This is a genomic window from Ruegeria hyattellae, assembly GCF_041537925.1.
In the GTDB taxonomy this organism is placed as follows: Bacteria; Pseudomonadota; Alphaproteobacteria; order Rhodobacterales; family Rhodobacteraceae; genus Ruegeria_C.
Genome location: NZ_JBGOSH010000003.1, coordinates 582,393 through 607,696, shown reverse-complemented (window position 1 = coordinate 607,696; position 25,304 = coordinate 582,393). Strand labels below are relative to the sequence as shown.

The 25,304-nt window shown below is 60.1% G+C and carries 30 protein-coding genes and 1 pseudogene; 27 read left to right on the top strand and 4 right to left on the bottom strand.

Annotated features, from left to right (window positions below; translation table 11 throughout):
* Positions 1 to 65: 65 nt before the first annotated feature.
* From AB1E33_RS10470 to AB1E33_RS10405, 14 genes and pseudogenes are all read left to right on the top strand, one after another.
* Entirely contained in the window at positions 66 to 824 is a 759-nt protein-coding gene (locus AB1E33_RS10470) for an ATP-binding cassette domain-containing protein (RefSeq protein WP_372577201.1), read from the top strand.
* Positions 824 to 1,942 (top strand): ABC transporter permease, encoded by a 1,119-nt coding sequence (locus AB1E33_RS10465; protein WP_372577200.1) that lies wholly within the window; start codon positions 824 to 826, stop codon positions 1,940 to 1,942. Before AB1E33_RS10470 ends, AB1E33_RS10465 begins: the two co-directional genes overlap by 1 nt.
* Before the next feature lie 85 nt (positions 1,943 to 2,027).
* Entirely contained in the window at positions 2,028 to 3,167 is a 1,140-nt protein-coding gene (locus tag AB1E33_RS10460; RefSeq protein WP_372577199.1) for a substrate-binding domain-containing protein, read from the top strand.
* Positions 3,168 to 3,261: 94 nt separating this feature from the next.
* A complete protein-coding gene (locus tag AB1E33_RS10455) occupies positions 3,262 to 4,302 on the top strand; it encodes a LacI family DNA-binding transcriptional regulator (RefSeq protein ID WP_372577198.1) in 1,041 nt (346 codons plus the stop codon).
* A gap of 101 nt (positions 4,303 to 4,403) precedes the next feature.
* The gene (locus AB1E33_RS10450) at positions 4,404 to 5,492 is read left to right on the top strand and encodes an ABC transporter ATP-binding protein (RefSeq protein WP_372577197.1); all 1,089 of its coding nucleotides are present in this window, start codon (positions 4,404 to 4,406) and stop codon (positions 5,490 to 5,492) included.
* Positions 5,493 to 5,522: 30 nt separating this feature from the next.
* A complete protein-coding gene (locus AB1E33_RS10445; protein WP_372577196.1) occupies positions 5,523 to 6,851 on the top strand; it encodes an extracellular solute-binding protein in 1,329 nt (442 codons plus the stop codon).
* 72 nt (positions 6,852 to 6,923) lie between these two features.
* On the top strand, positions 6,924 to 7,835 hold the full coding sequence (locus AB1E33_RS10440; protein ID WP_372577195.1) for a carbohydrate ABC transporter permease: 912 nt from the start codon (positions 6,924 to 6,926) through the stop codon (positions 7,833 to 7,835).
* The gene (locus tag AB1E33_RS10435; protein ID WP_372577194.1) at positions 7,835 to 8,770 is read left to right on the top strand and encodes a carbohydrate ABC transporter permease; all 936 of its coding nucleotides are present in this window, start codon (positions 7,835 to 7,837) and stop codon (positions 8,768 to 8,770) included. The genes AB1E33_RS10440 and AB1E33_RS10435 overlap by 1 nt, the downstream gene beginning before the upstream one ends.
* Positions 8,770 to 9,504: a cytochrome b561 domain-containing protein gene (locus tag AB1E33_RS10430; RefSeq protein WP_372577193.1), complete on the top strand. Its 735-nt coding sequence runs from the start codon at positions 8,770 to 8,772 to the stop codon at positions 9,502 to 9,504. The genes AB1E33_RS10435 and AB1E33_RS10430 overlap by 1 nt, the downstream gene beginning before the upstream one ends.
* Positions 9,492 to 10,418: an SMP-30/gluconolactonase/LRE family protein gene (locus AB1E33_RS10425; RefSeq protein WP_372577192.1), complete on the top strand. Its 927-nt coding sequence runs from the start codon at positions 9,492 to 9,494 to the stop codon at positions 10,416 to 10,418. The genes AB1E33_RS10430 and AB1E33_RS10425 overlap by 13 nt, the downstream gene beginning before the upstream one ends.
* A 59-nt stretch (positions 10,419 to 10,477) precedes the next feature.
* Complete coding sequence (locus AB1E33_RS10420) at positions 10,478 to 10,888, top strand: GlcG/HbpS family heme-binding protein (RefSeq protein WP_372577191.1); 411 nt, start codon at positions 10,478 to 10,480, stop codon at positions 10,886 to 10,888.
* A gap of 104 nt (positions 10,889 to 10,992) precedes the next feature.
* Positions 10,993 to 12,546: pseudogene (locus tag AB1E33_RS10415) on the top strand (trimethylamine methyltransferase family protein).
* A gap of 28 nt (positions 12,547 to 12,574) precedes the next feature.
* Complete coding sequence (locus AB1E33_RS10410; protein WP_372577190.1) at positions 12,575 to 13,306, top strand: SDR family NAD(P)-dependent oxidoreductase; 732 nt, start codon at positions 12,575 to 12,577, stop codon at positions 13,304 to 13,306.
* A complete protein-coding gene (locus AB1E33_RS10405; RefSeq protein ID WP_372577189.1) occupies positions 13,303 to 14,037 on the top strand; it encodes an SDR family NAD(P)-dependent oxidoreductase in 735 nt (244 codons plus the stop codon). The genes AB1E33_RS10410 and AB1E33_RS10405 overlap by 4 nt, the downstream gene beginning before the upstream one ends.
* A gap of 7 nt (positions 14,038 to 14,044) precedes the next feature.
* Here the strand turns inward: AB1E33_RS10405 and AB1E33_RS10400 are convergent, their stop codons facing one another.
* Genes AB1E33_RS10400 through AB1E33_RS10385 form a run of 4 tightly spaced genes read right to left on the bottom strand, consistent with a single transcriptional unit; the run spans position 14,045 to position 18,517 of the window.
* Positions 14,045 to 15,385: an NAD(P)/FAD-dependent oxidoreductase gene (locus tag AB1E33_RS10400; RefSeq protein ID WP_372577188.1), complete on the bottom strand. Its 1,341-nt coding sequence runs from the start codon at positions 15,383 to 15,385 to the stop codon at positions 14,045 to 14,047.
* Positions 15,382 to 16,878 carry an aldehyde dehydrogenase gene (locus tag AB1E33_RS10395; RefSeq protein WP_372577187.1) on the bottom strand — a complete coding sequence of 499 codons (1,497 nt, stop codon included), beginning with the start codon at positions 16,876 to 16,878 and terminating at the stop codon, positions 15,382 to 15,384. Before AB1E33_RS10395 ends, AB1E33_RS10400 begins: the two co-directional genes overlap by 4 nt.
* 3 nt (positions 16,879 to 16,881) lie before the next feature.
* A complete protein-coding gene (locus tag AB1E33_RS10390) occupies positions 16,882 to 17,799 on the bottom strand; it encodes a dihydrodipicolinate synthase family protein (RefSeq protein ID WP_372577186.1) in 918 nt (305 codons plus the stop codon).
* A gap of 7 nt (positions 17,800 to 17,806) precedes the next feature.
* Positions 17,807 to 18,517: a GntR family transcriptional regulator gene (locus AB1E33_RS10385; protein WP_372577185.1), complete on the bottom strand. Its 711-nt coding sequence runs from the start codon at positions 18,515 to 18,517 to the stop codon at positions 17,807 to 17,809.
* A gap of 92 nt (positions 18,518 to 18,609) precedes the next feature.
* Between AB1E33_RS10385 and AB1E33_RS10380 the strand changes: the two genes are divergently transcribed.
* From AB1E33_RS10380 to rpmD, 13 genes are all read left to right on the top strand, one after another.
* A complete protein-coding gene (locus AB1E33_RS10380; RefSeq protein WP_372577184.1) occupies positions 18,610 to 19,560 on the top strand; it encodes a GlxA family transcriptional regulator in 951 nt (316 codons plus the stop codon).
* Between the two features lie 103 nt (positions 19,561 to 19,663).
* A complete protein-coding gene (locus tag AB1E33_RS10375; protein ID WP_372577183.1) occupies positions 19,664 to 20,440 on the top strand; it encodes an SDR family NAD(P)-dependent oxidoreductase in 777 nt (258 codons plus the stop codon).
* Positions 20,441 to 20,993: 553 nt separating this feature from the next.
* On the top strand, positions 20,994 to 21,200 hold the full coding sequence (gene rpmC, locus AB1E33_RS10370) for a 50S ribosomal protein L29 (protein WP_372577182.1): 207 nt from the start codon (positions 20,994 to 20,996) through the stop codon (positions 21,198 to 21,200).
* Positions 21,201 to 21,204: 4 nt separating this feature from the next.
* Positions 21,205 to 21,435 (top strand): 30S ribosomal protein S17, encoded by a 231-nt coding sequence (rpsQ, locus tag AB1E33_RS10365; RefSeq protein ID WP_249706690.1) that lies wholly within the window; start codon positions 21,205 to 21,207, stop codon positions 21,433 to 21,435.
* A gap of 77 nt (positions 21,436 to 21,512) precedes the next feature.
* A complete protein-coding gene (gene rplN / locus AB1E33_RS10360) occupies positions 21,513 to 21,881 on the top strand; it encodes a 50S ribosomal protein L14 (protein WP_372577181.1) in 369 nt (122 codons plus the stop codon).
* Positions 21,881 to 22,192 (top strand): 50S ribosomal protein L24, encoded by a 312-nt coding sequence (gene rplX, locus AB1E33_RS10355; RefSeq protein WP_249706691.1) that lies wholly within the window; start codon positions 21,881 to 21,883, stop codon positions 22,190 to 22,192. The genes rplN and rplX overlap by 1 nt, the downstream gene beginning before the upstream one ends.
* Positions 22,185 to 22,748, top strand: coding sequence for a 50S ribosomal protein L5 (rplE, locus tag AB1E33_RS10350; RefSeq protein WP_372577180.1), 564 nt, complete (start codon positions 22,185 to 22,187; stop codon positions 22,746 to 22,748). The genes rplX and rplE overlap by 8 nt, the downstream gene beginning before the upstream one ends.
* Positions 22,749 to 22,767: 19 nt before the next feature.
* On the top strand, positions 22,768 to 23,073 hold the full coding sequence (gene rpsN, locus AB1E33_RS10345; RefSeq protein ID WP_306200998.1) for a 30S ribosomal protein S14: 306 nt from the start codon (positions 22,768 to 22,770) through the stop codon (positions 23,071 to 23,073).
* A 13-nt stretch (positions 23,074 to 23,086) separates the two neighbouring features.
* Entirely contained in the window at positions 23,087 to 23,479 is a 393-nt protein-coding gene (rpsH, locus tag AB1E33_RS10340) for a 30S ribosomal protein S8 (RefSeq protein WP_372577179.1), read from the top strand.
* Positions 23,480 to 23,491: 12 nt separating this feature from the next.
* The gene (rplF, locus tag AB1E33_RS10335) at positions 23,492 to 24,025 is read left to right on the top strand and encodes a 50S ribosomal protein L6 (protein WP_372577178.1); all 534 of its coding nucleotides are present in this window, start codon (positions 23,492 to 23,494) and stop codon (positions 24,023 to 24,025) included.
* 11 nt (positions 24,026 to 24,036) lie between these two features.
* Complete coding sequence (gene rplR / locus AB1E33_RS10330; protein WP_372577177.1) at positions 24,037 to 24,396, top strand: 50S ribosomal protein L18; 360 nt, start codon at positions 24,037 to 24,039, stop codon at positions 24,394 to 24,396.
* A gap of 114 nt (positions 24,397 to 24,510) precedes the next feature.
* The gene (rpsE, locus tag AB1E33_RS10325; RefSeq protein WP_372577176.1) at positions 24,511 to 25,086 is read left to right on the top strand and encodes a 30S ribosomal protein S5; all 576 of its coding nucleotides are present in this window, start codon (positions 24,511 to 24,513) and stop codon (positions 25,084 to 25,086) included.
* 12 nt (positions 25,087 to 25,098) lie between these two features.
* Positions 25,099 to 25,287 carry a 50S ribosomal protein L30 gene (gene rpmD, locus AB1E33_RS10320; protein WP_372577175.1) on the top strand — a complete coding sequence of 63 codons (189 nt, stop codon included), beginning with the start codon at positions 25,099 to 25,101 and terminating at the stop codon, positions 25,285 to 25,287.
* Positions 25,288 to 25,304: the final 17 nt, after the last annotated feature.

Here is a 25,304-nt window from a genome sequence, read left to right as displayed (position 1 = left end):
GACCCGGATCGGCGGTTCATGTGACCGGCAAGCCGGAACGCTGCATCCAAATGACGGAGTACCCCATGCCCGACGCCCCACTTGTCAAAATGCGCGGCATCACCAAACGCTTTGGCGGCGTCACGGCCTTGTCTAATGTCGATCTTGACGCCTATGCCGGAGAGGTGCTGGCCATCGTCGGCGACAACGGCGCCGGAAAGTCGACGCTGATCAAGGTTCTGACCGGTGTCTACCAGCCGACCAGGGGCGAGATCTTTCTGGCGGGCGAACAGGTCGATTTCGCAAGTCATGCCGACGCTATCGAATTGGGCATCGACGCCGTCTATCAGACGCTGGCACTGGCCGATCACCTCGATCCGGCGGCGAACATGTTTCTGGGCAATGAACTCACGCGCAAGGTGTTCGGCATCACCATTCTGGACAACAAGCGGATGCGATCCGAGACCGAGCGTGTATTGATGGAGCGTCTGGGCGTACGGCTCAGATCGCTCGACGCGCCGACCGAGAGCCTGTCGGGCGGCCAGCGGCAGGCAGTCGCCATCGCGCGCGCTGTCTATCACGAGGGCCTGCGGGTTCTGGTGATGGACGAACCGACGGCAGCACTTGGCCCGCAAGAAACCGCGCGCACGCTGAAGCTGATCCAGACGCTGAAGGCGCAAGGGTTGGCGGTGATCCTGATCAGCCACTCGCTGGATGATGTCTTTGAGGTGTCCGACCGCATCCATGTGCAAAGGCGTGGCCAGTGTGTGGGCGTGGTGCAGACATCGGAAAGCAACACGCAAGACGTCCTCGGCCTGATCGTTGGCGCAGAGGAGGCCGCGTGATGACGACCGAGATTGCAAACAAGACACTCTCCGAACGGATTGAACCTTATGTTGCCATTGTCGGCCCGATGGTGATGATCCTGGCGATCCTGCTGTTCATGGCCGTGGCGGAACCCGCGCGCTATTTTCGGGCAACAAACCTGAACCTGATCCTACTGGATGCCGCCCTGTATATGCCGATGGCGATGGCGATGACCTTTGTCATCACGCAGCGGGGCATCGACCTGTCTATCGGCTCCATCGCGGCGCTCAGCGGCATCATGATGGCCTTTCTGATCAAGCAATATGGCTTCTCCGTCTATGTCGCGGTGCCGATTGCGATCCTGCTTGGTGCGGTGATGGGGCTGATCAACGGTTTGATCATCACGCGGTTCAACGTTCCGGATCTGATCGGAACGTTGGCGATGGACCTCGTCTATCGCGGCTTTGCCCTGGTGCTGGCCAAGGGGCTGGTGCTGGCGCGCTTCCCGGAATTTCTGACCGAGATCGGGCGCGGTCAGATCCCCGGTTTCATCCCGATCCCGGTCATTATCGGCATGGCCACGATGATCGCAGGTTATGTGCTGCTGACACGCAGCTATTTCGGTCGCTACACCATCGCTATCGGGTCGAACCCAGAAGCGGCCGAACTGACCGGCATTTCGGTCAATCGCCACAAGGTCTATGCCTACGTGCTGATGGGGGCTTGTGCCGCATTGGGTGGGGTCATGCTGACCGGCAAGCTGAATGCGATTCAAGCCACGTCTGCACCTTATTTTAACCTGCATGTGATCGCCGCTGTTGTGGTGGGGGGCACCTCTCTATTCGGAGGCCGTGCCTCGATGCTGGGGTCGTTTGCGGGCGTGCTGCTGCTGAGCATGATGATCAATGCGCTGGTGACGTTGCGGATCGAGTTCTTTTGGCAATCGGTCGCCTCGGGCGTCGTCATTGTCAGCTCGGTCGCGCTTTACACATGGATGCAAAAGAAAGACCGGGACGGGGCAGGCGGCGTGTTCGCGGGCCTCATGACCCCGGATGGACAGAAAATGCTGCGCTTCAGCGCGGCCCTGATTGGTGTGCTGATCGCGCTGCTTGCGATTGGTGGACTATTTGCCGGGGATCCCAACCCAAGCGGGTGACCGGCCAACACGCGGGGTGGCCGGGCCGGGGATGCAGCCCCGACCCGACCGATGGCTCCGCACTCATGCAAAGGGAGGAACCGAAATGAGGTTATTAACAACAACAGCTCTGGTGGCAAGCGTGGCACTAGGTGGGGGCGCATTCGCCGAGGGCTCTCTACCGCTCAAGGAATTGCCCGATATCGGCGAGCGCGATTACTGGGTGCCGGACGAGGTCAATGCCGACGGCAAGCTCGAAGCGCTGCAGGCGGTGGTCGGATCAGAGGCGGTGCCATTTTCCGGCTCGCTCGACAACCCGGTCCAGATCGCGCTGATCTATCCGTCGGCGGACACGTCCGATTTCTGGGCGCGCAACTATCTGGCCATGACCAAGCGGCTGGAAGAGTTGGGCATCAACTTTGAGACCACCGAGTTTGCCAGCCGCCAGATCGAACATTCGCTGCAATCAACCTATGCCAATCAGGTCGAGCAGGATGCCGATCTTTACGACTATGTGATCTTCGGCCCGTCGGAACTCGCCATTCAGGCCGACAATATCGACAAGCTGGCTGGGAATGACGGGTTTTCCACCTATGTCTGGGCGTTCCACACGCCGCTGAAAGACCTCAAGACCCAGCCTGACGCCTGGTTCGACTTTTCCTCGGCAGCGGGTGCGCTGGTAATGTGCGACTACATGCTCGGGCGTCTGGGCAATGATGTGACCATGGCAATGAACCGGGGCATTCCGGGTATCACCGACAACCAGCGGTCCGGTGACTTCAAGGCCTGCGTGGAGGAGAAAGGCAACTGGACCACCGCCTATGAACACTACGGCGAATACCAGCGCGAGGGCGGCTTTGAGGGCACCAGCCTGATCCTGCAGGCCTATCCGGAGGCGACGATCATCCACAACGCCAATACCGCAATGGCCATGGGCTCTGTCGAGGCACAGGTGTCACAAGGCAAGGAGAAAGAGGTCTTCTCGACGGGCTGGGGCGGCACCGGGCTTGAGCTGGACGCCATCCGCCGCGGTGAGCTGGATGCCACACCGATGCGCATGGGCGATGACGTGGGTGCGGCAACCGCCGAAGCGATCAGGGCCGATCTGGAAGGGCGCGCGGATGAGTTGCCGCTGGTGTTCCTGGGCCGGATCACCGTCGCCCATGACGAGCTGAGCGCCGAAGAGATCGACGCGCTGGAACAGGAAGCCTTCCGCTTCTCGGGTGTTGGCGCGCTGGAGCGCTGAAACTTTCAAGAGGCGCCGCGTGTTTTGCGGCGCCTCTTGATCCGCGGCAGGTGCTGCCGCATTCTGTGACCGATAACAAACGAGCGGTCCGCCGGTGTCACAGTCTCAGAAAACGCACTCTCCGGTCACCATGCGCGACGTGGCGCGTGCCGCTGGCGTGTCGCGCATGACGGTGTCGCGGGCGCTCAAGGAAAACAGCCCGATCTCGAAGGCAACGCGCGAGCGGATCCTACAAGTGGTGCGCGATATGAACTATGTGCCCGACCAGATGGCAGGCAGCCTGACCACCAAGCGCTCTGGCTTTGTGGCGGTTCTGGTGCCGTCGCTGAACAACTTGCATTTTGCCGAAACCGTGCAGGCCCTGACTGAAGAGCTCGAGGGTATCGGCCAACAGATCCTGCTGGGCTACACCGATTATTCCGCCGAGCGCGAAGAAAACCTGGTCGAGACCATGCTGCGGCGCAGGCCAGAGGCCATCGTGCTGTCTTATGACGGCCATTCAGACCGCACCGTTCAACTGCTGAGCGACGCCAATGTCCCGGTGATCGAATTGTGGGAACGCCCCGAAGACCCGATCGGACATACGATCGGCTTTTCCAACCGCGCTGCGGCTGCCGAGATGACCCGCGCCCTGATCCAGCGCGGCTATCGCAACATCGCCTTTCTGGGGGAGGCAGATGATGCATGGACCCGCGGCGCGGCGCGTCGCAAAGGGTATATTGAGGCGATGACGGGGGCGGGCCTGTCGGCGCATCGCATCCTCAAATTCGGCAAGCCGCCGCTTTCTATCGAGGACGGGGCCGCCGCGATGCCTGAATTGCTGGCGCGTTTTCCGGACACCGACTGCATTTTCTGCGTCTCCGATGCCCCGGCCTTTGGCGCGCTGTCCGTGCTGTCCTCGATGGGCAGGCCGGTACCTGACGAGATCGGCATCGCCGGGTTCGGCAATTTTGAAGTGTCGCGTTTTGCCTCGCCCGCCATCACCACGGTGATGGTCGATCCAAAGGGCATCGGGCGGGCCAGCGGTCGGTTGATCGCTGAGCTGTTCGACGCGCAGGCCGAGGGGCTAGTGATTCCCCAGCATATCAAGATCGAGGCCCGGCCGATCTTTCGCAGCTCTACTCGGGATTTGTGACCCCCTAGTTTTCAACGGCTTATAGGAAAATGCGATTTTCCTTTGTGTTACCGGTCACAATTGCTAATGTGACCGGTAACACACGGAGATTCAGCCCAGCCATGCCAACCATCCACCTTGAGAACCTGATCAAGCGCTATGGCGATGTTGAGGTCCTGCACGGGATCGAGCTTGAGATGGCCGATAACGAATTCACGGTGTTGGTCGGCCCATCGGGCTGCGGGAAATCCACCACATTGCGGATGATTGCGGGACTTGAGGATGTGACCGAAGGCGAGATCTATATCGGCGGCAAGCCGGTAAGTCGGTTGGAGCCCAAGGATCGCGATCTTGCCATGGTGTTTCAGGATTACGCGCTTTACCCGCATATGAACGTGGCACGGAACATGTCCTTTGCCCTGCGCCTGCAAAAACGCCCTCAGGCTGAGATCGACCAGAAGGTCAAAGCGGTCGCTGCGACGCTGGGCCTGACCGACTATCTGGCACGCAAGCCGGGCGAATTGTCGGGCGGGCAACGCCAACGGGTTGCGATGGGACGGGCGCTCACCCGTGATGCCGGCACCTTCCTGTTCGACGAGCCGCTGTCCAATCTGGACGCCAAGCTGCGTGGGCAGATGCGCGCCGAACTGGCGCTGATGAGTCAGCGGGTCCAGAAGAACATGATTTACGTCACCCATGACCAGATCGAGGCGATGACACTGGCGGACCGGATTGTCGTCATGCATGGCGGCTATATCCAACAGCAGGGCACACCCGAAGAGCTGTTCAAGCGCCCCGTGAACAAGTTTGTCGCGGGCTTCCTTGGCATGCCGCCGATGAACTTCCTGGAAGGTGAGATCGTCGAGCGCGACACGGGTGTCTTTGTCAGCGGCGATGGCTTTGACCTGCGGCTGGGGGCCGAAAAGGCCGCGGTCGCAAAAGCGCATCAGGCCAAAGAGGTGATCCTGGGTGTCCGGCCCTCTGATCTGGTTTTTGATGCAGACGCGTCGGAACAGGAGGCTTTGACGCTGGATGTCATGGTCTCGGAATATGTCGGTGCCCAATCGGTCCTGCTGTGCAGATGCGGACCGGCGAAGGTGATGGTCGAGGTGAACTCGGAATCACCCGTCGCTTTGGGGCAAACCCTGACATTTGCGGTCAATCCGAACGGGATGCACCTGTTCGACCGCCACAGCGAGGTTGCGATCTAGCGGCCCGATTCCATGCAAAGGGAGGAACGCATGTCCAAATCACTTAAATCCACGGTCGCCGGCCTGACGGTTGCGGCCTGCATGGCAGGGTCGGTCTTTGCCAACCCTTACGCCGATTATGAAGGCACGACGTTGATCGTGAATTTCCCTGCGCATCCGCACTATGACGCGGTGATGAAGATCCTGCCGGAATTCACTGCGGATACCGGTATCGAGGTTGAAGTGGATCAACTGCCCTACCTCAAGATGCGCGAACGCCAGACGCTGGAGCTGGGTCAAGACGAAGGGGAATATGACCTGATCGCCTATGTCGTGTTTTCCAAGGCCGATTATGTCTTTGCCGATCAACTGGAGAACCTGGCCAAATACTTCATGAACCCCAAGTTGTCCGATCCCGGTTATGACGCGGGCGACCTGATCGACGGTTATGTCTATAACATCGGCTTTGCCGGTGGCGACAAAGGTTATCTGCAGGGCGCGACGGGGTCGCTGTTTGGCATCCCCTATGGCTCGGAAACTTCGGTTCTGGGCTATCGCAAGGATGTTTTCGACAAGCACGGTCTGAAGGTGCCAGAAACCTATGACGAGTTGCTCGAGATTGCCTGCAAAATACCCGAACTTGAGCCGGGCATGGGCGGGCTGTCGTCACGCGCGGCGTCAGGGCATCACGCGGCGCATGCCTTCCTGCTACATCTCAACCCGATGGGCGGGGCGATCTTTGACGATCAATGGAACCCGGTTGTGAACAACGAGGCAGGCGTCAAGGCTGCCGAGGCGCTCAAGACCATCGTTGATTGCGGCCCCGAGGGCGCCACCAACTTTGGCTTTGGCGAGGCGCTGGGGTCTTTCCTGAACGGCGATACGGCGATGTTCCTCGATACCACCGTTGTGGCCGGGCAGATTGACGATCCGTCAAAAAGCCAGGTGGTCGGCAAGGTCGGCTGGGCGCTGCATCCGATGGGTGTTGAGCGGGCCAGCCAGACCGGTGGGTTCGGCATCGGTATTCCGGCCAATGCCGAGAACAAAGAGGCCGCGTTCCTGCTGATGCAGTGGCTGACCTCCAAGAAGGGCGACAAGCTGGTTGCGATGGCGGGTGGCAACCCATCACGGTTCTCGACCCATGCCGATGAAGAGGTGAATGCCAAATACCCCCATATGGCCACCTTTGGCGAGGCACTGAAACATGCCGATCCCGACTGGCGTCCGATCATCCCGGTCTGGGGCAAGATCAACGCTGATCTGGGCACGACCCTGTCCAAGGTACTGACCGAAGATCTGGATATCCAGAAGGCGCTGGATGGCGTGGCCGAGCGCACAAAGGACGTGATGACCGAGGCCGGATACTACACCTGGAACTAACCGACCCGAGCAGGTCAGGATCGGGGCGTACGCGCCCCGGTCCGATACAAGCACTTCCAAAGGACACCCCCGATGCAACGCGCCACGGCCAATCGTCTGACGCCTTACATGTTCATGGCCCCTGCGGTCGTCATCATGGTGATCGCCTTGCTTTATCCGCTGGGTTACATGGTCTGGGGCAGCTTTCGTGACTGGGACCCCAGCCAGACCATTGGCGAGGCTGAATTTGTAGGGCTCAAGAACTACATCACCCTGTGGCACGACCCCAATTTCCGCGAAAGCCTTGGCGTCACGCTCAGCTTTGCGTTCTTCGTTGTCACGTTCGAGATGGTGATAGGGGTTGGGCTGGCTTTGCTGCTGGACCGCAACATTCGCGGCATGTCGGTACTTCGGACGCTGTTCATCCTTCCGATGATGATCGCGCCGGTCTTGGTCGGCCTGATGTGGCGATACATGTACCACCCCACGGTGGGCACATTTAACCGGTTCTTCGAGGCGATCGGGCTGCCCAAAGTGGATTGGCTGGGGGCAAACGCGCTGATGTCGGTGATCATTGCCGACATCTGGCAATGGACCCCGTTTATCTTCATCCTGTCGCTGGCCGCGCTCCAATCGCTGCCGCGCTCGGCGCTGGAGGCCGCACGCATAGATGGCGCAACCGGGTGGCAGCAGATCATTCATATCAAGCTGCCCCTGATGATGCCGGTCCTGATTGTCACTGGCCTTCTGCGCCTGATCGATGCCTTCAAGGTGCTTGAGGTGATCCTGGTCATGACTGAGGGTGGGCCGGGGCTGAGCACCGAGATCCTCGCCCTGCGCATCTCGCGCACTGCGACCGAGTTTCGGGAACTGGGCGTCGCGGCGGCCATGTCGAATTACCTGCTGATCCTGTTGCTGTTCTTTACCGTTTCGATGTTCGCCTTCACGCGCTGGCAGGAAATGCGCGCCAACCGCCTGCGCGCCGCCGTGGAGGAGGATGAATAATGTCCACCAGATACGAAAAACAGCCCCCCGCCTTTTATGCGCTGATCGCGGCTCTGGTCGTGATGTCGGTGGGACCTGTGCTGCTGATGTTCGTCAATTCGTTCAAGCTTGATGTCGACATCATATCGGGCACGTCCGGCTTGATCTTCCTGCCGACGATCCAGAACTATGAAACCGCTTTATGTGACGTGCTCTGGTACAAGCCCGAGCATGTGGATCACTGTTCGCTGAAATTTGGCAATGCCTTCATCAACTCGCTGATAATTGCTTTGGTTTCGACAGTGCTGACGCTGGTGATCGGCTGCATGGCCGCTTATGCGCTGGTGCGGTTCCGGTTCATGGGGAGGGATTCGGTCTCGCTGACCACGCTGATGGTGCGCATGGTTCCGCCCGCCGTGTTGCTGGTTCCGGTCTTCGGCCTTTGGAACAACGAGTTTTGCATCGGCAAGACGACATATGTCGGTGCGATGATCCGCGACATTTTCGGGGGCAGGGGGGACGTCTGCCTTGCTGGCACCCATTCAGGCATCATTCTGGTCTACGTCGCCATGAACCTGCCCTTTGTCATCTGGATCTTGCAGAGCTTCATCGTGCAGGTGCCGCGCTCGCTGGAAGAGGCCGCGCGGGTCGATGGCGCCGGGCCGTTTCAGGTGTTCTTCAAGGTGGTGCTGCCGCTGATCAAGCCGGGTCTGGCGGCGGCGGCGATCTTTACCTTCCGCATTGCCTGGAACGAATACCTGCTGGCCTCGGCACTATCGGATCGCAACACCAAGACCGTGCCGATCCTGATCGTGAACAACATGTCCGAATTCAACGTCGAATGGGGGGTGATCATGGCGACGGGCATGTTGCTGGCGATCCCGCCGATCATCTTCACGCTCTTCGCCTCGCGGCAGATCATCACCGGCATGACCGCGGGGGCCGTGAAAGGCTGATGTGGGACTGGCTGACCTCTCCTATTGATCCGGACCGCGCGCATGAGGTGGGTTTTGCGATCTCCTGGCATGCGCGCATCATGGTTCTAGGCTGGGGTGTGCTGGCACCGCTGGCGGTCATCGCGGCGCGGTTCTTCAAGGTTCTGCCGGGTCAGGACTGGCCAAGGGAGTTGGACAATCAGCGCTGGTGGCGCGCGCATTGGATGGGGCAGGCCCTGGTTGTTGGTCTGTCCATCTTTGGCCTGGCCCTCGTCCTGCCAAGTCGCTGGGACGCGATGAGCCTGCACAACTGGCTGGGGTATCTGGTCCTGGTCACGATGGTGGTGCAGGTCCTGCTGGGTGTCTTTCGCGGCACTAAGGGCGGCCCCACAGCCCCGGCAGCAGACGGCAGTCCGCGCGGCGATCACTATGACATGACCACGCGGCGACAGGCGTTTGAGATCCTGCACAAGCTGATCGGATACGCCTTGCTGCTGCTGGCGATCTTGACCATCGCGCTGGGGCTATGGAAGGCCAACGCCCCGATCTGGATGTGGTTGACGCTTTTGGTCTGGTGGGCCGGGCTGATCGCTGTCTTCACCTTGCTGCAAAAACGCGGGATGGCCGTTGACACCTATCAGGCGATCTGGGGGAATGACCCTGCCCATCCGGGCAACAGGCGACCGCCACCTGGATGGGGGATGCGCAGGTTCAGCAAGACGACAGGCGAGGGAGACACGAGATGTTCGGAGTGATCGAGGGAACCGGGTTCGAGGTCATTGATCCCCGGTTCGAAGAGTGTTTTATCGGGCATGTAAAGGTCGAACGCCTGTGGTCCGGCGGGCGCTGGACCGAAGGACCGGTCTGGTTTGCCGCCGGGCGTTACCTGCTGTGGTCGGACATTCCCAACAACCGGATCATGCGCTTTGACGAAACCGATGGCTCGGTCTCGGTCTTTCGTGAACCAAGCAACAACAGCAATGGCCACACCGTCGACCGACAGGGGCGGCTGGTGAGTTGCGAGCATCTGACCCGCCGCGTCACCCGCACCGATCTGGATGGCAGCGTCACCGTCATTGCCGACCGGTATCAGGGCAAGCGCCTGAATTCGCCCAATGATGTGGTGGTCAAATCCGATGGCTCGATCTGGTTTACCGACCCCAGCTACGGCATCCTGATGGATTATGAAGGCGCGCGGGCCGAGAGTGAAATCGGCGCTTGCCATGTCTATCGCGTCGATCCCGGAACCGGCGAGGTGCGGATCGTTGCTGATGACTATGACAAACCAAATGGGCTGGCCTTTTCACCTGATGAAAGCCTTCTTTACATCGCTGATACCGGCATCACCCACACGCCCGGTGGTCCCGCGCATATCCGCAGACATCAGGTTGCGGCAGATGGCACGCTGAGCGGTGGCGAGGTCATCGCCGATTGCTCCAACGGCGTTTTCGACGGCTTTCGCCCGGACCGCGCCGGACGCATCTGGAGTTCGGCTGCCGACGGCGTTCATTGCATGGCGCCGGACGGCGAATTGATCGGGAAAGTGCTGATCCCCGAGATGGTGTCGAATGTCTGTTTCGGCGGGCCAAAGCTGAACCGCCTTTTCATTACCGGCACCACATCGCTCTATTCCGTGTTTCTTAACGTGAACGGCGTCTCGCCGATCTGATCATCAATTCGAAGGGCCGCAATGCCTGTCCGGTGTCTGCATAGAAAGGGGCATATCTCATGTTTGTCGAACAAAGCCTGCGTCTGAGTGATGCGGCTATCCTTGCAATGCTGACCAGAGCGGTGGCCAAAGCGGCCGAGATCGGCCAGCCGCAGTGTATTGTGATTGTTGACGCAAGCGGGGTAACGCTTGGCCAGATCCGCATGAATGGCGCGAAGTATCTGAGCCTGAAAAGCGCGCGGGCCAAGGCCCGGACTGCCGCATCGATCGGGGCCGAGACCACCGCCATTCCCGAACAGGTCGGATTGCCCATCGCCGCTGCCACCGAAGGCGACATAACGCGGCTGGGGGGCGGATTGCCCATACTGATGGATGGGCAACTTATCGGAGGCATTGGTGTGGGTTCCGGCAGCCCCGAACAGGATGTGGCCGTCGCACGTGCCGCGCTGGACGCGATCAGCGCGCAATGACCTCTGTGACTGGTGCAATGTCGGTTTTTGCAACCGGATTTCGCAAAATCATGTGAACGCGGATCTGGTTTGGCCGACACTTCCTGCATTACAGGAGGCCAAAGATGACCGCGCAAACCGCAATTCGCTCCCGCTCCGGTGGCCGTTCGGCCCGCCGCGCCCTGCGCGCTGCACCCGACTTTCGCATGCTGCCGGGGCTGACCAACGCGCTGCCCCTTTGTGAGGTGATGGAGGGCAACCAGGTCGAGCGCATCGACGCAGCCTCGATGGACATTCTGGAAAATGTTGGCGTGCAGTTTCGTGACCCGATTGCCTTGCAGGACTGGCAACGGGCAGGCGCAAAAGTAGACGGAGAGATGGTCTATCTCGACCGCGGTCTGGTCCGCGAGCTGATTGCGACCATCCCGCCGGAATTCACCTATCACGCGCGCGACCCGCAGAAAAACGTCGGGCTGGGTGGGCGCAACGCGGTGTTTGTTCCGATGACCGGTGCGCCGTTCCTGCGCGATCTGGACGACGTGCGCCGCAACCCGACGCTGGATGATCTGGCGATGTTCCACAAGCTCAGCCACATGATGCCCGCGCTGCATTCCTCGGCGCATCACATCGTGGAACCTTATGACCATCCGATCAGCCAGCGGCACCTGCGCATCACATATTCTTCGATGAAACACTCGGACAAGATGTTCATGGGCATGACCACCTCGCCGAAAAACGCCGAGGATGTGCTGGATATGTGCGCGATCCTGTTCGGCGAAGACTTTCTTGAAGACCATCCCGTCACCACCGGCAATTGCAACGGCAATTCTCCGCTGGTCTGGGACGAGACCATGCTGGGCGCGATGCGCGCCTTCTGTCGCCGCAATCAGCCGGTGCTCTGCTCGCCCTTCGTGCTGGGCGGGGCCAACACACCCGCCAGCGTGCCTGCAACCGTGGCGCAGTTGAACGCCGAGGCGCTGAGTGCGCTGGCCTACACGCAGGTGATCCGCAAGGGTGCGCCGGCGATCTACGGGCACTACCTGTCGACCGTCAGCATGAAGTCCGGCGCACCAATGGCGGGCACGCCCGAGATTAGCCTGATGAATTTCATGATCGGCCAGATGGCAAGGCATTACGGCGTGCCATGGCGCACCTCGAACACGCTGGGCGGGGCCAAGACATTCGATGCGCAGGCGGGTTATGAAAGCGCCACGACGCTGTCTTCTGTCATGCATGCGGGGGCCAATTACATCTGGCATTCGGCGGGCTGGAACGAGGCGGGGATGCATTGCTCTGTCGCCAAGTTCATCGTCGATGCGGAACAATGCGCGATGGCTTATCGGATGGCCTAAGGCCCGAAATGGGGTGATTTCGATCAGGCTGTAGCGGCTGTGCCCGATGTCGGGCCGGGCGGGCATTATCTGGGCCACCCGCACACGCAGGAAAACTTCCAGAGCGCGTTCTTCTTGCCCGAGCTGTTCGACAACAACTCGATCGAACAATGGGCCGCCGAAGGCGAGGTCGAGATCACCGAACGCGCCCTAAAGCGCGCCCGCAAGCTGTTGGGTGAGTATCAGGAGCCGAAGCTGGACGAAGCCAAGGACGAGGCCCTGCGCGACTACATCGCGCGGCGCGAGCGGGAAATCCCTGCTGCGGACGAGTTGAACCAGAGCTACTGAAACCTGTTTCTGATTGGATGAGGCGCATATGGATTTGAGCGGCAAAACAGCTTTGGTAACGGGTGCTGCGGGTGGGATCGGCACTGCGATCGTCCAGCGCCTTCGGAACGCGCGCGCGCGCGTTGCTGTTGCTGACCGTTCGGTGCGCGGGATAGAGGCCGAGGCACACTTACCGGGTGATCTACTGGACCCGGCCTATACCGACGGTCTGCCGGATGCAGCGGCCGCCGAACTGGGCGGGCTGGACATCGTCATCAACAATGCCGGCGCCATCACACGCGGTCCGGTCACGGAGACGACCGACGCCGACTGGTCGCTATCGCTTGGTGTGAATGTCGAGGCGCCGTTCCGCATTTGCCGCGCCGCGATCCCGCTTATGGCGGGCAGCGGCGGCGGGGTCATCGTAAACACGGCCTCGTGCTGGGGACTGCGGCCCGGTTCGAACCACGCGCTCTATTGCATGACCAAAGCGGCGCTTGCCTCGCTCACGCAATGTATGGGCATGGACCACGCCCATCAGGGCATCCGCATCAACGCGGTCTGCCCGAATGAGGTCAACACTCCGATGCTGCGCTCCGGTTTTGAAAAGCGCGGGTTCGAACCGGACAAGGCGCTTGCAGAGCTTGCGGAATCCGTCCCTTTGGGGCGCATCGCCGAACCCGACGATATCGCTGATGTAATCCTATTTCTGGCCTCGGATGCCGCGCGCTATGTCTGTGGCGCTTTGGTAGAAGTCAATGGCGGGAAGCCGGTGTCATGAGCCGTCTCGAAGGTCAGGTGGCCTTGATCACCGGTGGACGCAGCGGCATCGGACGGGCCATCGCAGAGCAATTGCACAAGGATGGCGCCCGGGTGTTCACCGCGCAGCGTGGGAAGGATGACTTGTTCGAGGGTATCGAGGCGGATTTGAGCGACCCCGCTTGCTCGGAAGAGATCGTCTCAGAGGTTGCCGCACGGGCCGGGCGGCTGGACATCCTGATCAACAACGCGGGTGTCATGCAGGAAGCCTCGGTTGAGGACATGAGCCTTGAAGATTGGCACCGCACCCTGTCTGTCAATCTGACCGCCCCGTTCCTGGTGATCAAAGCGGCGTTGCCCTACCTGCGGCAGAGCAAGGGAAACATCGTCAATATCGGATCCATCGAAGGACTGGGCAGCAATCCGGGCCATACCGCCTATTGCGCGTCAAAGGCGGGTCTGCACGGATTGACGCGCGCTGTGGCGGTGGATCACGGCGGTGATGGCATCAGATGCAACGCGGTCGCGCCGGGTTGGATCGATACGGCATTGAATACGGATTTCATCTCCTCGATGCCGGACCCCGAGGCGTTTGTGGGCCAAATCAAACATATTCACCCCCTTGCCCGCACGGGCGAGCCTGCGGATGTTGCTGCGCTGGTCGCGTTCTTGGCCTCTGCCGACGCGAGCTTCATTACCGGTCAGATTTATACCGTCGACGGCGGGCGTATGGCAAAACTCAGCCTACCCTGATCGGTCACTATTCGTCCCGGGCGCGCCATTCCTTCCAGCGCAGGACCAGATTGGCTCCGATCTCGCGCAGGGGCTGCGGCGGCAGGCGTTTCGGCGCGGGTTCGGCCCCGAAATGGCGCGTGATGTCAGAGCTTTGACCGCAGGCAAGTTCAGCCGCGCAGATTCCAGTAACCGTGCCGCGCGCCGTACCCAAACCGTTCTGCACGCAGCCGGAATAGACCCCATCCTCAATCTCCCGTGCGACCGCAACGCCATTGAGGCTGAGGCACAGATGCCCGGCCCAGGCATATTCCATGGCCATCCCAGAAAGCTTCGGGAAGCGTTGATCGAACTTGCATTGCATGACTGATGCAGCCCGTTTCAGGTCGGCCTGCTTCGACACCATGCCAGGACGCAAACTGGCGCAGGTGCGGGTGATGATCCGGTTGCCGCCCTGGCCGGTATCAATGCGGCGCATGGTTGTGCCCATCGGGTCGGATGGCGTGATGCCCCAGCGCGACTGCCCCCCCAACGCACGCAGGGCGTCGGCGGACAATTCGGGCGTCATCACGGCAAACAGGAAGAGCTGCATCAGTCGGTTACGTTCGATGCCAAAGCTTTCCAGATGCCCATTCACGGTCACGATCACCCGATCGGTGGACACCGTGCCGTTCTTGGCCCGCACCAGCCAGCCGCCGCTTTGCTTCTCGAACCCGATAACGGCGCTTTGCTCGTAGATGTCCACACCTTTACCAGCCAGCCCTGCCGCCAACCCTCGGATATATCCCGCCGGCTGCAACATCACCGTGCCCGGTGTGTAGAGGCCCGCAGTGTAATGTGCGCTGCCCGTTAGCTCCTGCATTTGCCGCGCGTCGAGTATCTCGACTCGCTCGCCCAGCGACTCCAGGTGCCTGGCATAACTCTGGTTGTGGGTTAGGGCTGCATCCCCGACCGCGCCGTTCACCTTGCCCCCTTCGTCAAAGAAATTCCGGTTGATGCCATACTGGCCGACCGCCTCACGGGCAAAGCTGATGGCCTGCCGGTTCAGAGCGATGATCTGTCGGTCATCTCCGGCACCTGCATAGTCCTCGGAGGTCAATTCATGCGGCAGGTCGATCATGAAGCCGGAATTCCGCCCCGCGGCCCCTTCGGCCAGACGCCCGGCCTCCAGCACCACGATCCGCGCGCCGGGCTGCAACTGGGTCAGCCTGCGCGCAGCGGACAGCCCGGCAAAGCCACCGCCGATGATCACGAAATCCGCGCTCTGGTCGCCGGTCAGTTCCCGCGGGTCAAGTTGAGGCCCAAGAATCGCATTCCAGGCCGCCTTTCCACGATGAACAGGCAGCCGCGCAGCGCGGTACCCCGTCAATCGACCGCCTCATCTGCGTCATCGGCAAGGTCGATCCAGATCGTCTTGATCTGAGTGTATTGATCATGCGCATGGATCGCGTTGTCGCGCCCGCCAAAGCCCGATTGCTTGTAGCCCCCGAACGGGGTCGAGATATCGCCCTCGCCAAAGCAGTTCACCGTCACTGTCCCGGCCTGCAAGGCCCGCGCGCCGCGGATTGCGCGCTTGGCATTGGCTGTGAAGATCGACGCGCAGAGCCCGTAATCGGTGTCATTGGCGATGGCGATGGCCTCGTCAAATCCCGAAACTTCGATCACCGAAAGAACCGGGCCAAAGATCTCTTCGCGGGCCAGAGCCACGTCGTTTCCAGCGACCTCGATCACCGTGGCCTCGACGAAACCGCCTTCGGCCTTGCCGCCCAGCAATATGCTCTCAGCCTGATTCAGATAGCCACTCACCTTGTCGAAATGCGCGCGCGAGACCAAGGCACCCATGCGCGTGTTGGGGGCCAACGGGTCGCCCACATTCCATTGCCTTGCATGATGCGTGATGCGTTCCAGCAAGTCAGTTTTCACATTCTTGTGCACAATCAGACGCGAAGAGGCTGAGCAGTTTTCGCCCATGTTCCAGAACGCACCATTGACCACATGCTGTGCAACCCGGTCGAGGTTTTCGGCGTCCTCCATCACGATGGCCGGGTTCTTGCCGCCCATCTCCAGCACCACTTCTTTGGCATTGCTGTCCGCCGAATAACGCAGGAAGCGCTTGCCGGTCACGGTCGAGCCGGTGAAGGACACCATGTCGATATCCATGTGTCGACCTATCGGCTCACCTACCTCGGCACCACCACCGGGAACCACGTTCAGCACGCCGCGCGGCAGTCCCGCCTCGGCGGCCAGTTCCGCCACCCGCAAGGCTGTCAGCGAGGTTTCCTCGGCCGGTTTCACCACAACCGAGCAACCCGCCGCCAGTGCTGGGGCAATTTTCCAGGCGAGCATCAGCAGCGGGAAGTTCCACGGTAGGACCAGACCCACCACGCCAATCGGCTCGCGCACCACCATGGCGATATGATCATCCGAGGCCGGGGCCACTTGATCATAAATTTTGTCGATCGCCTCGGCATGCCATTTCAGGCAATGGATGGTCTCGGGCAGGTCGACCGTCTCGCAATCATAGATCGTCTTGCCGCTGTCGAGGCTTTCCATCACCGCCAGTTCGCGCGCGCTCCGGGTCATCAGCTTTGCCAGGCGGATCAGTACATCCTTTCGTTCGGACGGGTGCAGCCGCGACCAGCGCCCGTCGTCAGACGCCTCGCGCGCCTTCAGCACCGCAAAATCCACGTCGTCAGACCCACAGGCGGCGATATCGGCAAGCTTGTCGCCGGTGGCCGGGTTGACGCTTTCGAATGTCCGACCTGAGATCGCGGGACGATAGCCACCATCAATGAACGCGCCATCAGGCAGGTCCAGACCGGCAGCGAGTGCTTTGTATTCTTCCTGTGTCAGCAATTCCATGGCTCAGCCCTCTGCTCGAATGGTGGCGATCGTGGTCTTCAGCACTCGCGTCACCTGTTCCAGCGCGCGTTTGTCGTCCTTGTTCAGACCTTTCAACGGGGCCCGCATCGCCCCCGCCGGGATGCCGTTCATGGTGACACCATGTTTGATGGTCTGAATGAACTTGCCACCCTGCTCCAGTACCCGCATCAGCGGCATCAAGGCCGACATGATCCGACGGCCCTTGTTGAAATTGCCCTCGACCACGCAGGCCTCATACAGCGCCACATGCTCTTCGGGCAGGAAGTTCGAGCCGCCGCAGACCCAAAATGGCGCGCCCCAGGCAAAGAATTCCAGCGCCTGGTCGTCCATACCACAGCCTAGCTGAATATGCGGATAGTCGCGGGCCAGCAGATGCACCCGGTTGATGTCGCCAGAGCTTTCCTTGATCCCGCAGAAATTGCGAGACCGACCGACGCGGTCCAGAAACTCTTCGCCCATCATCGTGCCGGTGCGGTGCGGGTAGTTATAGAGCATGACCGGCAGGTCCGCCGCCTTGTCGATGGCCAGCGCGTTAAGCGCGTTTTCTCGATCGGTCGGCACGGCATAAGGCGGTGAGGCCAGCAAGATGGCGTCGGCCCCCATGTCGCGTGCGGAAGAAGCGAGAGAGATCGAGTCCTCCGTCAGCATAGTCCCGGTGCCAATAACCAGCGGCAGACGGCCCGCGATCCTGTCTTTGGTGAACCGCGCAAGCTCCAGCCGCTCGGGGACTGTCTGGGCATAGTTTTCGCCCGTGGAACCACCCGAGATCATCCCGTGTACGCCCTTGTCGATCAGAAACTCGATGACGTCGGCAAGCGCCTCCCAATTGACACTCCCATCGTCGTGATAGGGGGTGACAACTGGCGTGTAGATGCCTTGGAAGTGAAAAAGTGGGGTCATGTGATCCTCATGCAGGGGTCTTGCGCGACAGCTTGCCCATGGGCATGTCCAGCGCGGCGGGCATCACAAACAGTTCGATCTGGTTGCGCGATAGGTTCCAGTGACTTTCGGCCAGTTGCGCGGCCGCACCCTCGTCCTGTGCCTCGATCGCGGCGATGATGGCGTCGTGCTGCTGGCACGCTTCGGTCAAGTTTTGCGCCATCTGTTGTGTCTGAGGCCGGTAGAAAGTCATCGAAATCCGGGCGTGGTCGATCAGAAGCCGGTTCAGCGATGGCAGCAGATAGATATTTCCTGCCATCTCGCCAGTGATCTGGTGGAAGTGATTGTTGGCCAAAGCACGATTCTCGATCGAGCCGGCCCGAAGGGCTTCGCGAAATTCGACCTGCGCCAGTTTCAGCGCCTCGATCTGCTGCGCCGTGGCATTCAGCGCGGCCAGCCGCATCACCGCGCCATAGATCATCGGCGCGGCAAGGAAAAAGTCCCTCAGCGTGGTATGTGAAAGATCAGACACCCTTGCACCACGATTGAGGTGCAAGGTCAGGTAACCTTCGCCTGCCAGCTCCCGAAACACTTCGCGCAGCGGCGTGCGGGAGACATCGAACGCGTTACATAGCTGCGCCTCGTCCAGATCCGCGCCCGGTTCCAGCGCAAGTGTCAGCACCGAGCGTTTCAAGTGCGCCGCGAGTCCGGCCTTACGATCGCCAACACTGTCATTCACCGATGATTCTCCCATTGCCAAAGGCATCGTATCTTGCAAGAATACATATTGTATACAAAATTACGACCCGAATGGCCGCAGGACCGACACCAATGGCGACGCCGCTTCATTTCAGCTTCATTCTGGTCGAGGAGTTCTCGCATCTGGCGTTCTCCTGTGCGGTCGAACCGCTGCGCATCGCCAATCTGCTCAGCGGTCAGGATCTGTACCAATGGTCGCTGATTTCCGAGGATGGCGCGGTGGCGACTTGCTCGAACGGGACGGTCACGCAGGTTCACCACGGATTGACCGAGATCCCGAAATGCAACCGTCTGTTCGTGCTGTCCGGCATCAATATGCGCGACCATGTCAGCAAGCCGCTGCTTGCGGCATTACGGCGGGAACGGTCGGTTGGAACTCAGGTCGGGGCGCTGTGTTCGGGGGCGTGGATATTGGCCGAGGCCGGGTTCCTTAAGGGGCGGCGGGCGGCGATCCATTGGGAATATCATGACAGCTTCATGGAGCATTTCCCCGAGGCCAATCTCGTGCGCAGCGTGTTTGTCGCTGATGGCAAGCACATTACTGCTTCGGGCGGAACAGCGACTGCAGATCTGATGCTGCATCTGATCGAGCAGGACCATGGCCGCGATCTGTCGGTCGAGGTTGCCGATCAGATGGTCTATAACGCGGTGCGGGATGCCAGTGCCGCGCAACGCGTATCGCTGCAATCGCGCAACGGCATGCGCAATGCGCATCTGTCAAAGGCAATCAAGATCATGCGGGCGCGCACCGACCGGGCCATCTCCCCCACTGCCATCGCGGATGAAATTGGCATCTCGACCCGGCAGTTGGAGCGGCTGTTCGGTCGATACCTGAACACCTCACCCAAGAAATACCACATGGAGCTTCGGCTGGAGCGGGCGCGAAACCTGCTGATCCAGTCCGAGGCGTCGATCATCGACATCGCCGTGTCTTGCGGGTTCGAATCCGCCGGACACTTCGCGCGCGTTTATCGTGCAGCCTATGGTCTGCCCCCGACCCAGCAACGTGACCGCATTACCTGAAACGCCAACAAAGCTGAAATATGGCGATAACCACACGTCAGGGTAACAGGCGGGCCTTTCTGCCCTATGTAGGACATGCACCCGCAGTCAACCGGAGGTCTCCATGTCCAAAATCGCACTCATCACCGGAGCATCCTCCGGCATCGGTCGGGCGCTGGCGCGCTATCACGCGTCTCTTGGCGGAGACGTCATCATCACCGCCCGGCGCGGCGAGGCGCTCGACGCGCTCAAGTCCGAACTTGAGGCGGCCCATAAAGTCACCGTCACGGTCATCCCGCTTGATCTGGGCGCTGCGGGCGGGGCGGCAAAGCTCTATGAGGCGGTCAAGGCCACAGGGATAAGGGTCGACTACCTGATCAACAATGCAGGCTTTGGCGGGCATGGTGCGTTTCTGGACCGTGACCTGACCGACGACCTGAACATGATCCGCCTGAATGTCGAGGCGCTGGTCTCGCTCTGTCACCTGTTCGGCAAGGATATGGTCGCAGCGGGTGGCGGCAAGATCCTAAATGTCAGCTCGACCGCGGCCCATATGCCCGGCCCGCTGCAAGCCACCTATTTTGCGACCAAGGCCTATGTGTCGAGCTTCAGCCAGGCGCTGGCGGAGGAGCTTAAGGGCCAAGGCGTGACGGTCACCGCCCTCGAACCCGGCTACGTGGTCACCGAGTTTGCGGCGGTTGCCGATCTGGAAGGCACAAAACTGATCGCCCAGAAGGGTGCAACCGCCGAGGCGGCGGCGAAAGTGGGCTATGACGCGATGATCGCCGGGAAGCTGACGGTCATAAACGATAAGCCTCTGGCCTTCATGTTGGGGTGGATCATGCCCTTCATGCCACACCGGATGCGCCTTAACATGGTGCGGAAGATGCAGGAAAAATGAGAGCTACCAGTGTACCTGCGGTGCTTCTTTTGTGATGGGGTTGTCTTTGTCAAAAATTGGCTTTGAACGATCCAAACACCAAGCAGATCCATGTTGGCTTTGAATTCAAGTGCGAACGATAGCTGCCTCGCTGAGGCTGTTTATTCAACGTCTCCGGTGTTCTGGGGAGGCATACTATTGCTTTTCGTTTTGATACTCTACAGAAAGGGTTGGAACTTCCGGGAGAGCATCTTGGAAATCGTTGGGCTCCGCGTTATTCAGAACATCAATGCATTGGAAATAATCGTTTTGGCCGCGACGTTTGGTGCGACATTCTATGTATTGTTTCAAGCATTGGCAGTCTGCAAGCCATAGAAGTCTCAGGTTGGTAGTTTGGCCTTTCCCATAAACGGTCAAACTTTCCCTTGCCACCCCACACCGAACCCCCTATAGAGCGGCATCTTGCGTGTCCCCCGGCCTTGTCGGGGGATTCGTTTTTATCATTCATCCACCAGGCCCAAGGTTACCCGGGCAATTCGGGGCCTTCTGGTGTTTTGAGAAAAGGAAGAGGGCGATGAACGCCAACGAACTGCGTGACAAGACGCCGGACCAGCTCCGTGAGGAACTGGCCAATCTGAAAAAAGAAAGCTTCAACCTGCGCTTCCAGCAGGCCACTGGCTCGATGGAAAGCACCGCTGGCATCAAGGCAGCCCGCCGCAATGCTGCGCGCGTGAAGACCATTCTGAATGAAAAGGCCGCTGCCGCGGCATCCGAGGAGTAATCAGATGCCCAAGCGTATCCTTACAGGCACCGTGACCAGCGACGCCAATGCACAGACCGTAACCGTTTCCGTCGAGCGCCGCTTCACGCATCCGGTTCTGAAAAAGACCATTCGTAAGTCCAAGAAATACCGGGCGCACGATGAGAAGAACACCTTCAAGGTAGGTGACTCGGTCCGCATCATCGAATGCGCGCCGAAATCGAAAACCAAACGTTGGGAAGTTCTGGAGGCGTAAGCCACCGGGACTTTTCCCATTTGTCGAAACCCTGGGGGATTTAACAAGACCAGCCCCCACAGGTCGGGAGAAACCACATGATCCAGATGCAGACCAATCTGGATGTCGCTGACAACTCCGGCGCCCGCCGAGTTCAGTGCATCAAGGTCCTGGGTGGTTCCAAGCGTAAATACGCCTCCGTCGGCGACATCATTGTCGTCTCGGTGAAGGAAGCCATCCCACGCGGCCGCGTGAAGAAAGGGGACGTCCGCAAGGCCGTCGTCGTACGCACCGCCAAAGAAGTCCGTCGCGAAGACGGCACCGCGATCCGTTTCGATCGCAACGCCGCCGTCATCCTGGGCAACAACAACGAGCCGGTCGGTACCCGTATTTTTGGCCCCGTTGTTCGCGAGCTGCGCGGCAAGAGCTTCATGAAGATCATCTCGCTGGCTCCGGAGGTGCTCTGATGGCTGCGAAACTGAAAAAAGGCGACAAGGTCGTCGTGCTCTCCGGCAAGGACAAGGGCAAAGAAGGCACCATTGCCTCTGTTGACCCTAAAGCCGGCAAAGCCGTTGTCGATGGCCTAAACATCGCCATCCGCCACACCCGTCAGTCCCAGAGCGAACAAGGTGGCCGCCTTCCCAAGGCCCTGCCGATCGAGCTGTCGAACCTGGCCTATCTCGATGCAAACGGCAAACCGACTCGCGTTGGCTTCCGCATGGAAGGTGACAAGAAGGTTCGTTTCGCCAAGACCACGGGGGACGTGATCGATGCTTGATACCGCAACCTATACCCCGCGCCTCAAGGCCGCTTACAAGGACAGCATCCGTGCCGCTCTGAAAGAAGAGTTCGGTTACAAGAACGAGATGATGATCCCCAAGCTGGACAAGATCGTTCTGAACATTGGCTGCGGTGCCGAAGCCGTCAAGGACAGCAAGAAAGCCAAGTCGGCGCAAGCAGACCTGACCGCAATTGCTGGCCAACAGGCCGTGATCACCAAAGCGAAAAAGTCGATCGCTGGCTTCCGCGTTCGTGAGGAAATGCCGCTGGGTTCCAAAGTGACCCTGCGCGGCGACCGCATGTATGATTTTCTGGATCGCCTGATCACCATCGCGATGCCGCGCATCCGTGACTTCCGCGGCGTGTCCGGCACCTCTTTTGACGGTCGTGGCAACTATGCCATGGGCATCAAAGAGCACATCGTGTTCCCCGAGATCGATTTCGACAAGGTCGACGAAGCCTGGGGCATGGACATCGTAATTGGCACCACAGCGAAAACCGACGCTGAAGCAAAGGCATTGTTGAAAGCATTCAACATGCCCTTCAACAGCTGAAGCGCGGGAAGGAAAAGACATGGCTAAGAAAAGCATGATCGAACGCGAGAAGAAGCGCGAGCGCCTGGTGGCCAAATACGCCGCAAAGCGCGCCGAGCTCAAAGAGATCGCGAATGACGAAAGCAAGCCAATGGAAGAGCGTTTCAAGGCGCGTCTGAAATTGGCGAAACTGCCGCGCAACAGCTCGGCAACCCGTCTTCACAACCGCTGCCAGCTCACCGGCCGTCCCCACGCTTACTACCGTAAGCTGAAGGTCAGCCGTATTGCGCTGCGCGAGCTGGGCTCTGCTGGTCAGATCCCCGGCATGGTGAAATCGAGCTGGTAAGGGAGAGACAGATATGAACGATCCTATCGGCGATATGCTCACCCGTATCCGCAACGCGCAAATGCGCGGCAAGTCCACTGTTTCCACCCCGGCTTCCAAGCTGCGCGGTTGGGTTTTGGACGTGCTGGCGGACGAGGGCTACATCCGTGGCTATGAAAAGACGACCGGCACAGGCGGTCATCCGGCCATCGAAATCAGCCTGAAATACTACGAAGGCACTCCTGTCATTCGCGAACTGAAGCGGGTCTCCAAGCCCGGTCGTCGCGTGTACATGGGCGTCAATGACATCCCACAGGTCCGTCAGGGTCTGGGCGTGTCGATTGTCAGCACTCCGAAAGGTGTGATGTCGGACCAGAACGCTCGCTCCAACAATGTTGGCGGCGAAGTGCTCTGCACCGTCTTCTAAGGAGGTCTGTCAATGTCTCGTATTGGTAAAAGGCCAGTCGATCTGCCCAGCGGTGTTTCCGCCGCAGTGTCGGGTCAGACCATCGAAGTGAAGGGCCCCAAGGGCACCCGCAGCTTCACCGCAACCGACGACGTGACCCTCAACGTTGAGGACAATGTCGTCACCATCGTGCCGCGCGGCAAATCCAAGCGCGCGCGTCAGCAATGGGGCATGTCCCGCACCGTGGTGGCCAATCTCGTGACCGGCGTGACCGCCGGTTTCAAGAAAGAGCTTGAGATCCAGGGTGTGGGTTACCGGGCGCAGATGCAGGGCAACACCCTGAAGCTGAACCTCGGGCTTAGCCACGACGTTGACTACGTGGCGCCCGAAGGCGTTACCGTAACAGCGCCGAAGCAGACCCAGATTGTCGTCGAAGGTATCGACGAGCAGCAGGTCGGTCAGGTCGCAGCGGAAATCCGCGCTTGGCGCAAGCCCGAGCCCTACAAAGGCAAAGGCATTCGCTACAAGGGCGAATTCATCTTCCGCAAGGAAGGCAAGAAGAAGTAAGGACGCAAACAATGGCAAACAGCAAAAGAACCCTGTTTCTGAAGCGCCGCCTGCGCGTTCGGAACAAACTTCGCAAGGTCAACGCGGGTCGCCCCCGTCTGTCCGTGCACCGGTCGAACAAGAACATTTCCGTTCAGTTGATCGACGATGTGCGTGGCGTGACCCTGGCCTCTGCCTCGACCTTGGAAAAAGACCTGGGTCTGGCGGGCAAGAACAACGTCGAAGCGGCCACCAAAGTGGGCGCGGCCATCGCCGAGCGTGCCAAGAAGGCAGGCGTCGAAGAGGCCTATTTCGACCGTGGCGGCTTCCTGTTCCACGGCAAGGTGAAGGCTCTGGCCGACGCTGCGCGTGAAGGTGGTCTGAAGATCTAAGACTTGCGGGCGGTTTTCGGACCGCCCCGATGATCCGGGGGCCTCGGCAGTGTCGCGGCCCACTTGGATTGAACAATCGGCGCAGCGAGCGCCACCAATGAAAGGGATGCCACAATGGCAGAACGTGATAACCGCCGGGGCAGAGGTCGCGACCGCGACGAAACTCCGGAATTCGCAGATCGCCTGGTCGCGATCAACCGTGTGTCGAAAACCGTAAAAGGTGGTAAGCGCTTTGGCTTCGCCGCTCTGGTGGTTGTCGGCGATCAGAAAGGCCGCGTCGGCTTTGGCAAGGGTAAGGCGAAAGAAGTACCCGAGGCCATCCGCAAGGCGACTGAACAAGCCAAGCGCCAGATGATCCGCGTGCAACTGCGCGAGGGTCGCACCCTGCACCACGATATCGAAGGCCGTCACGGCGCTGGTAAAGTGATCATGCGGACCGCACCCGAAGGTACCGGGATCATCGCCGGTGGCCCGATGCGTGCCGTGTTCGAGATGCTGGGCGTCAAGGACGTCGTGTCCAAGTCGGTCGGATCGCAGAACCCCTACAACATGATCCGCGCCACCATGAACGGCCTCACCAAAGAGCAGAGCCCTCGTTCGGTGGCGCAGCGTCGTGGCAAGAAGGTTGCTGACATCCTGCCCAAGCGGGACGAAGCACCGGCTTCTGCTTCTGAAGCCGCTGAAGCGTAAGGAGACGGAAACATGGCAAAAACCATCGTCGTCAAGCAGATCGGCTCGCCGATCCGCCGCCCCGCAAACCAGCGCGCAACGCTGGTTGGTCTGGGCCTGAACAAGATGCACAAGACCCGTGAACTGGAAGATACTCCTTCGGTTCGCGGCATGGTCAACAAGATCCCGCATCTGGTAGAGATCATCGAAGAACGCGATTGATCGATGGGGTGAAACCC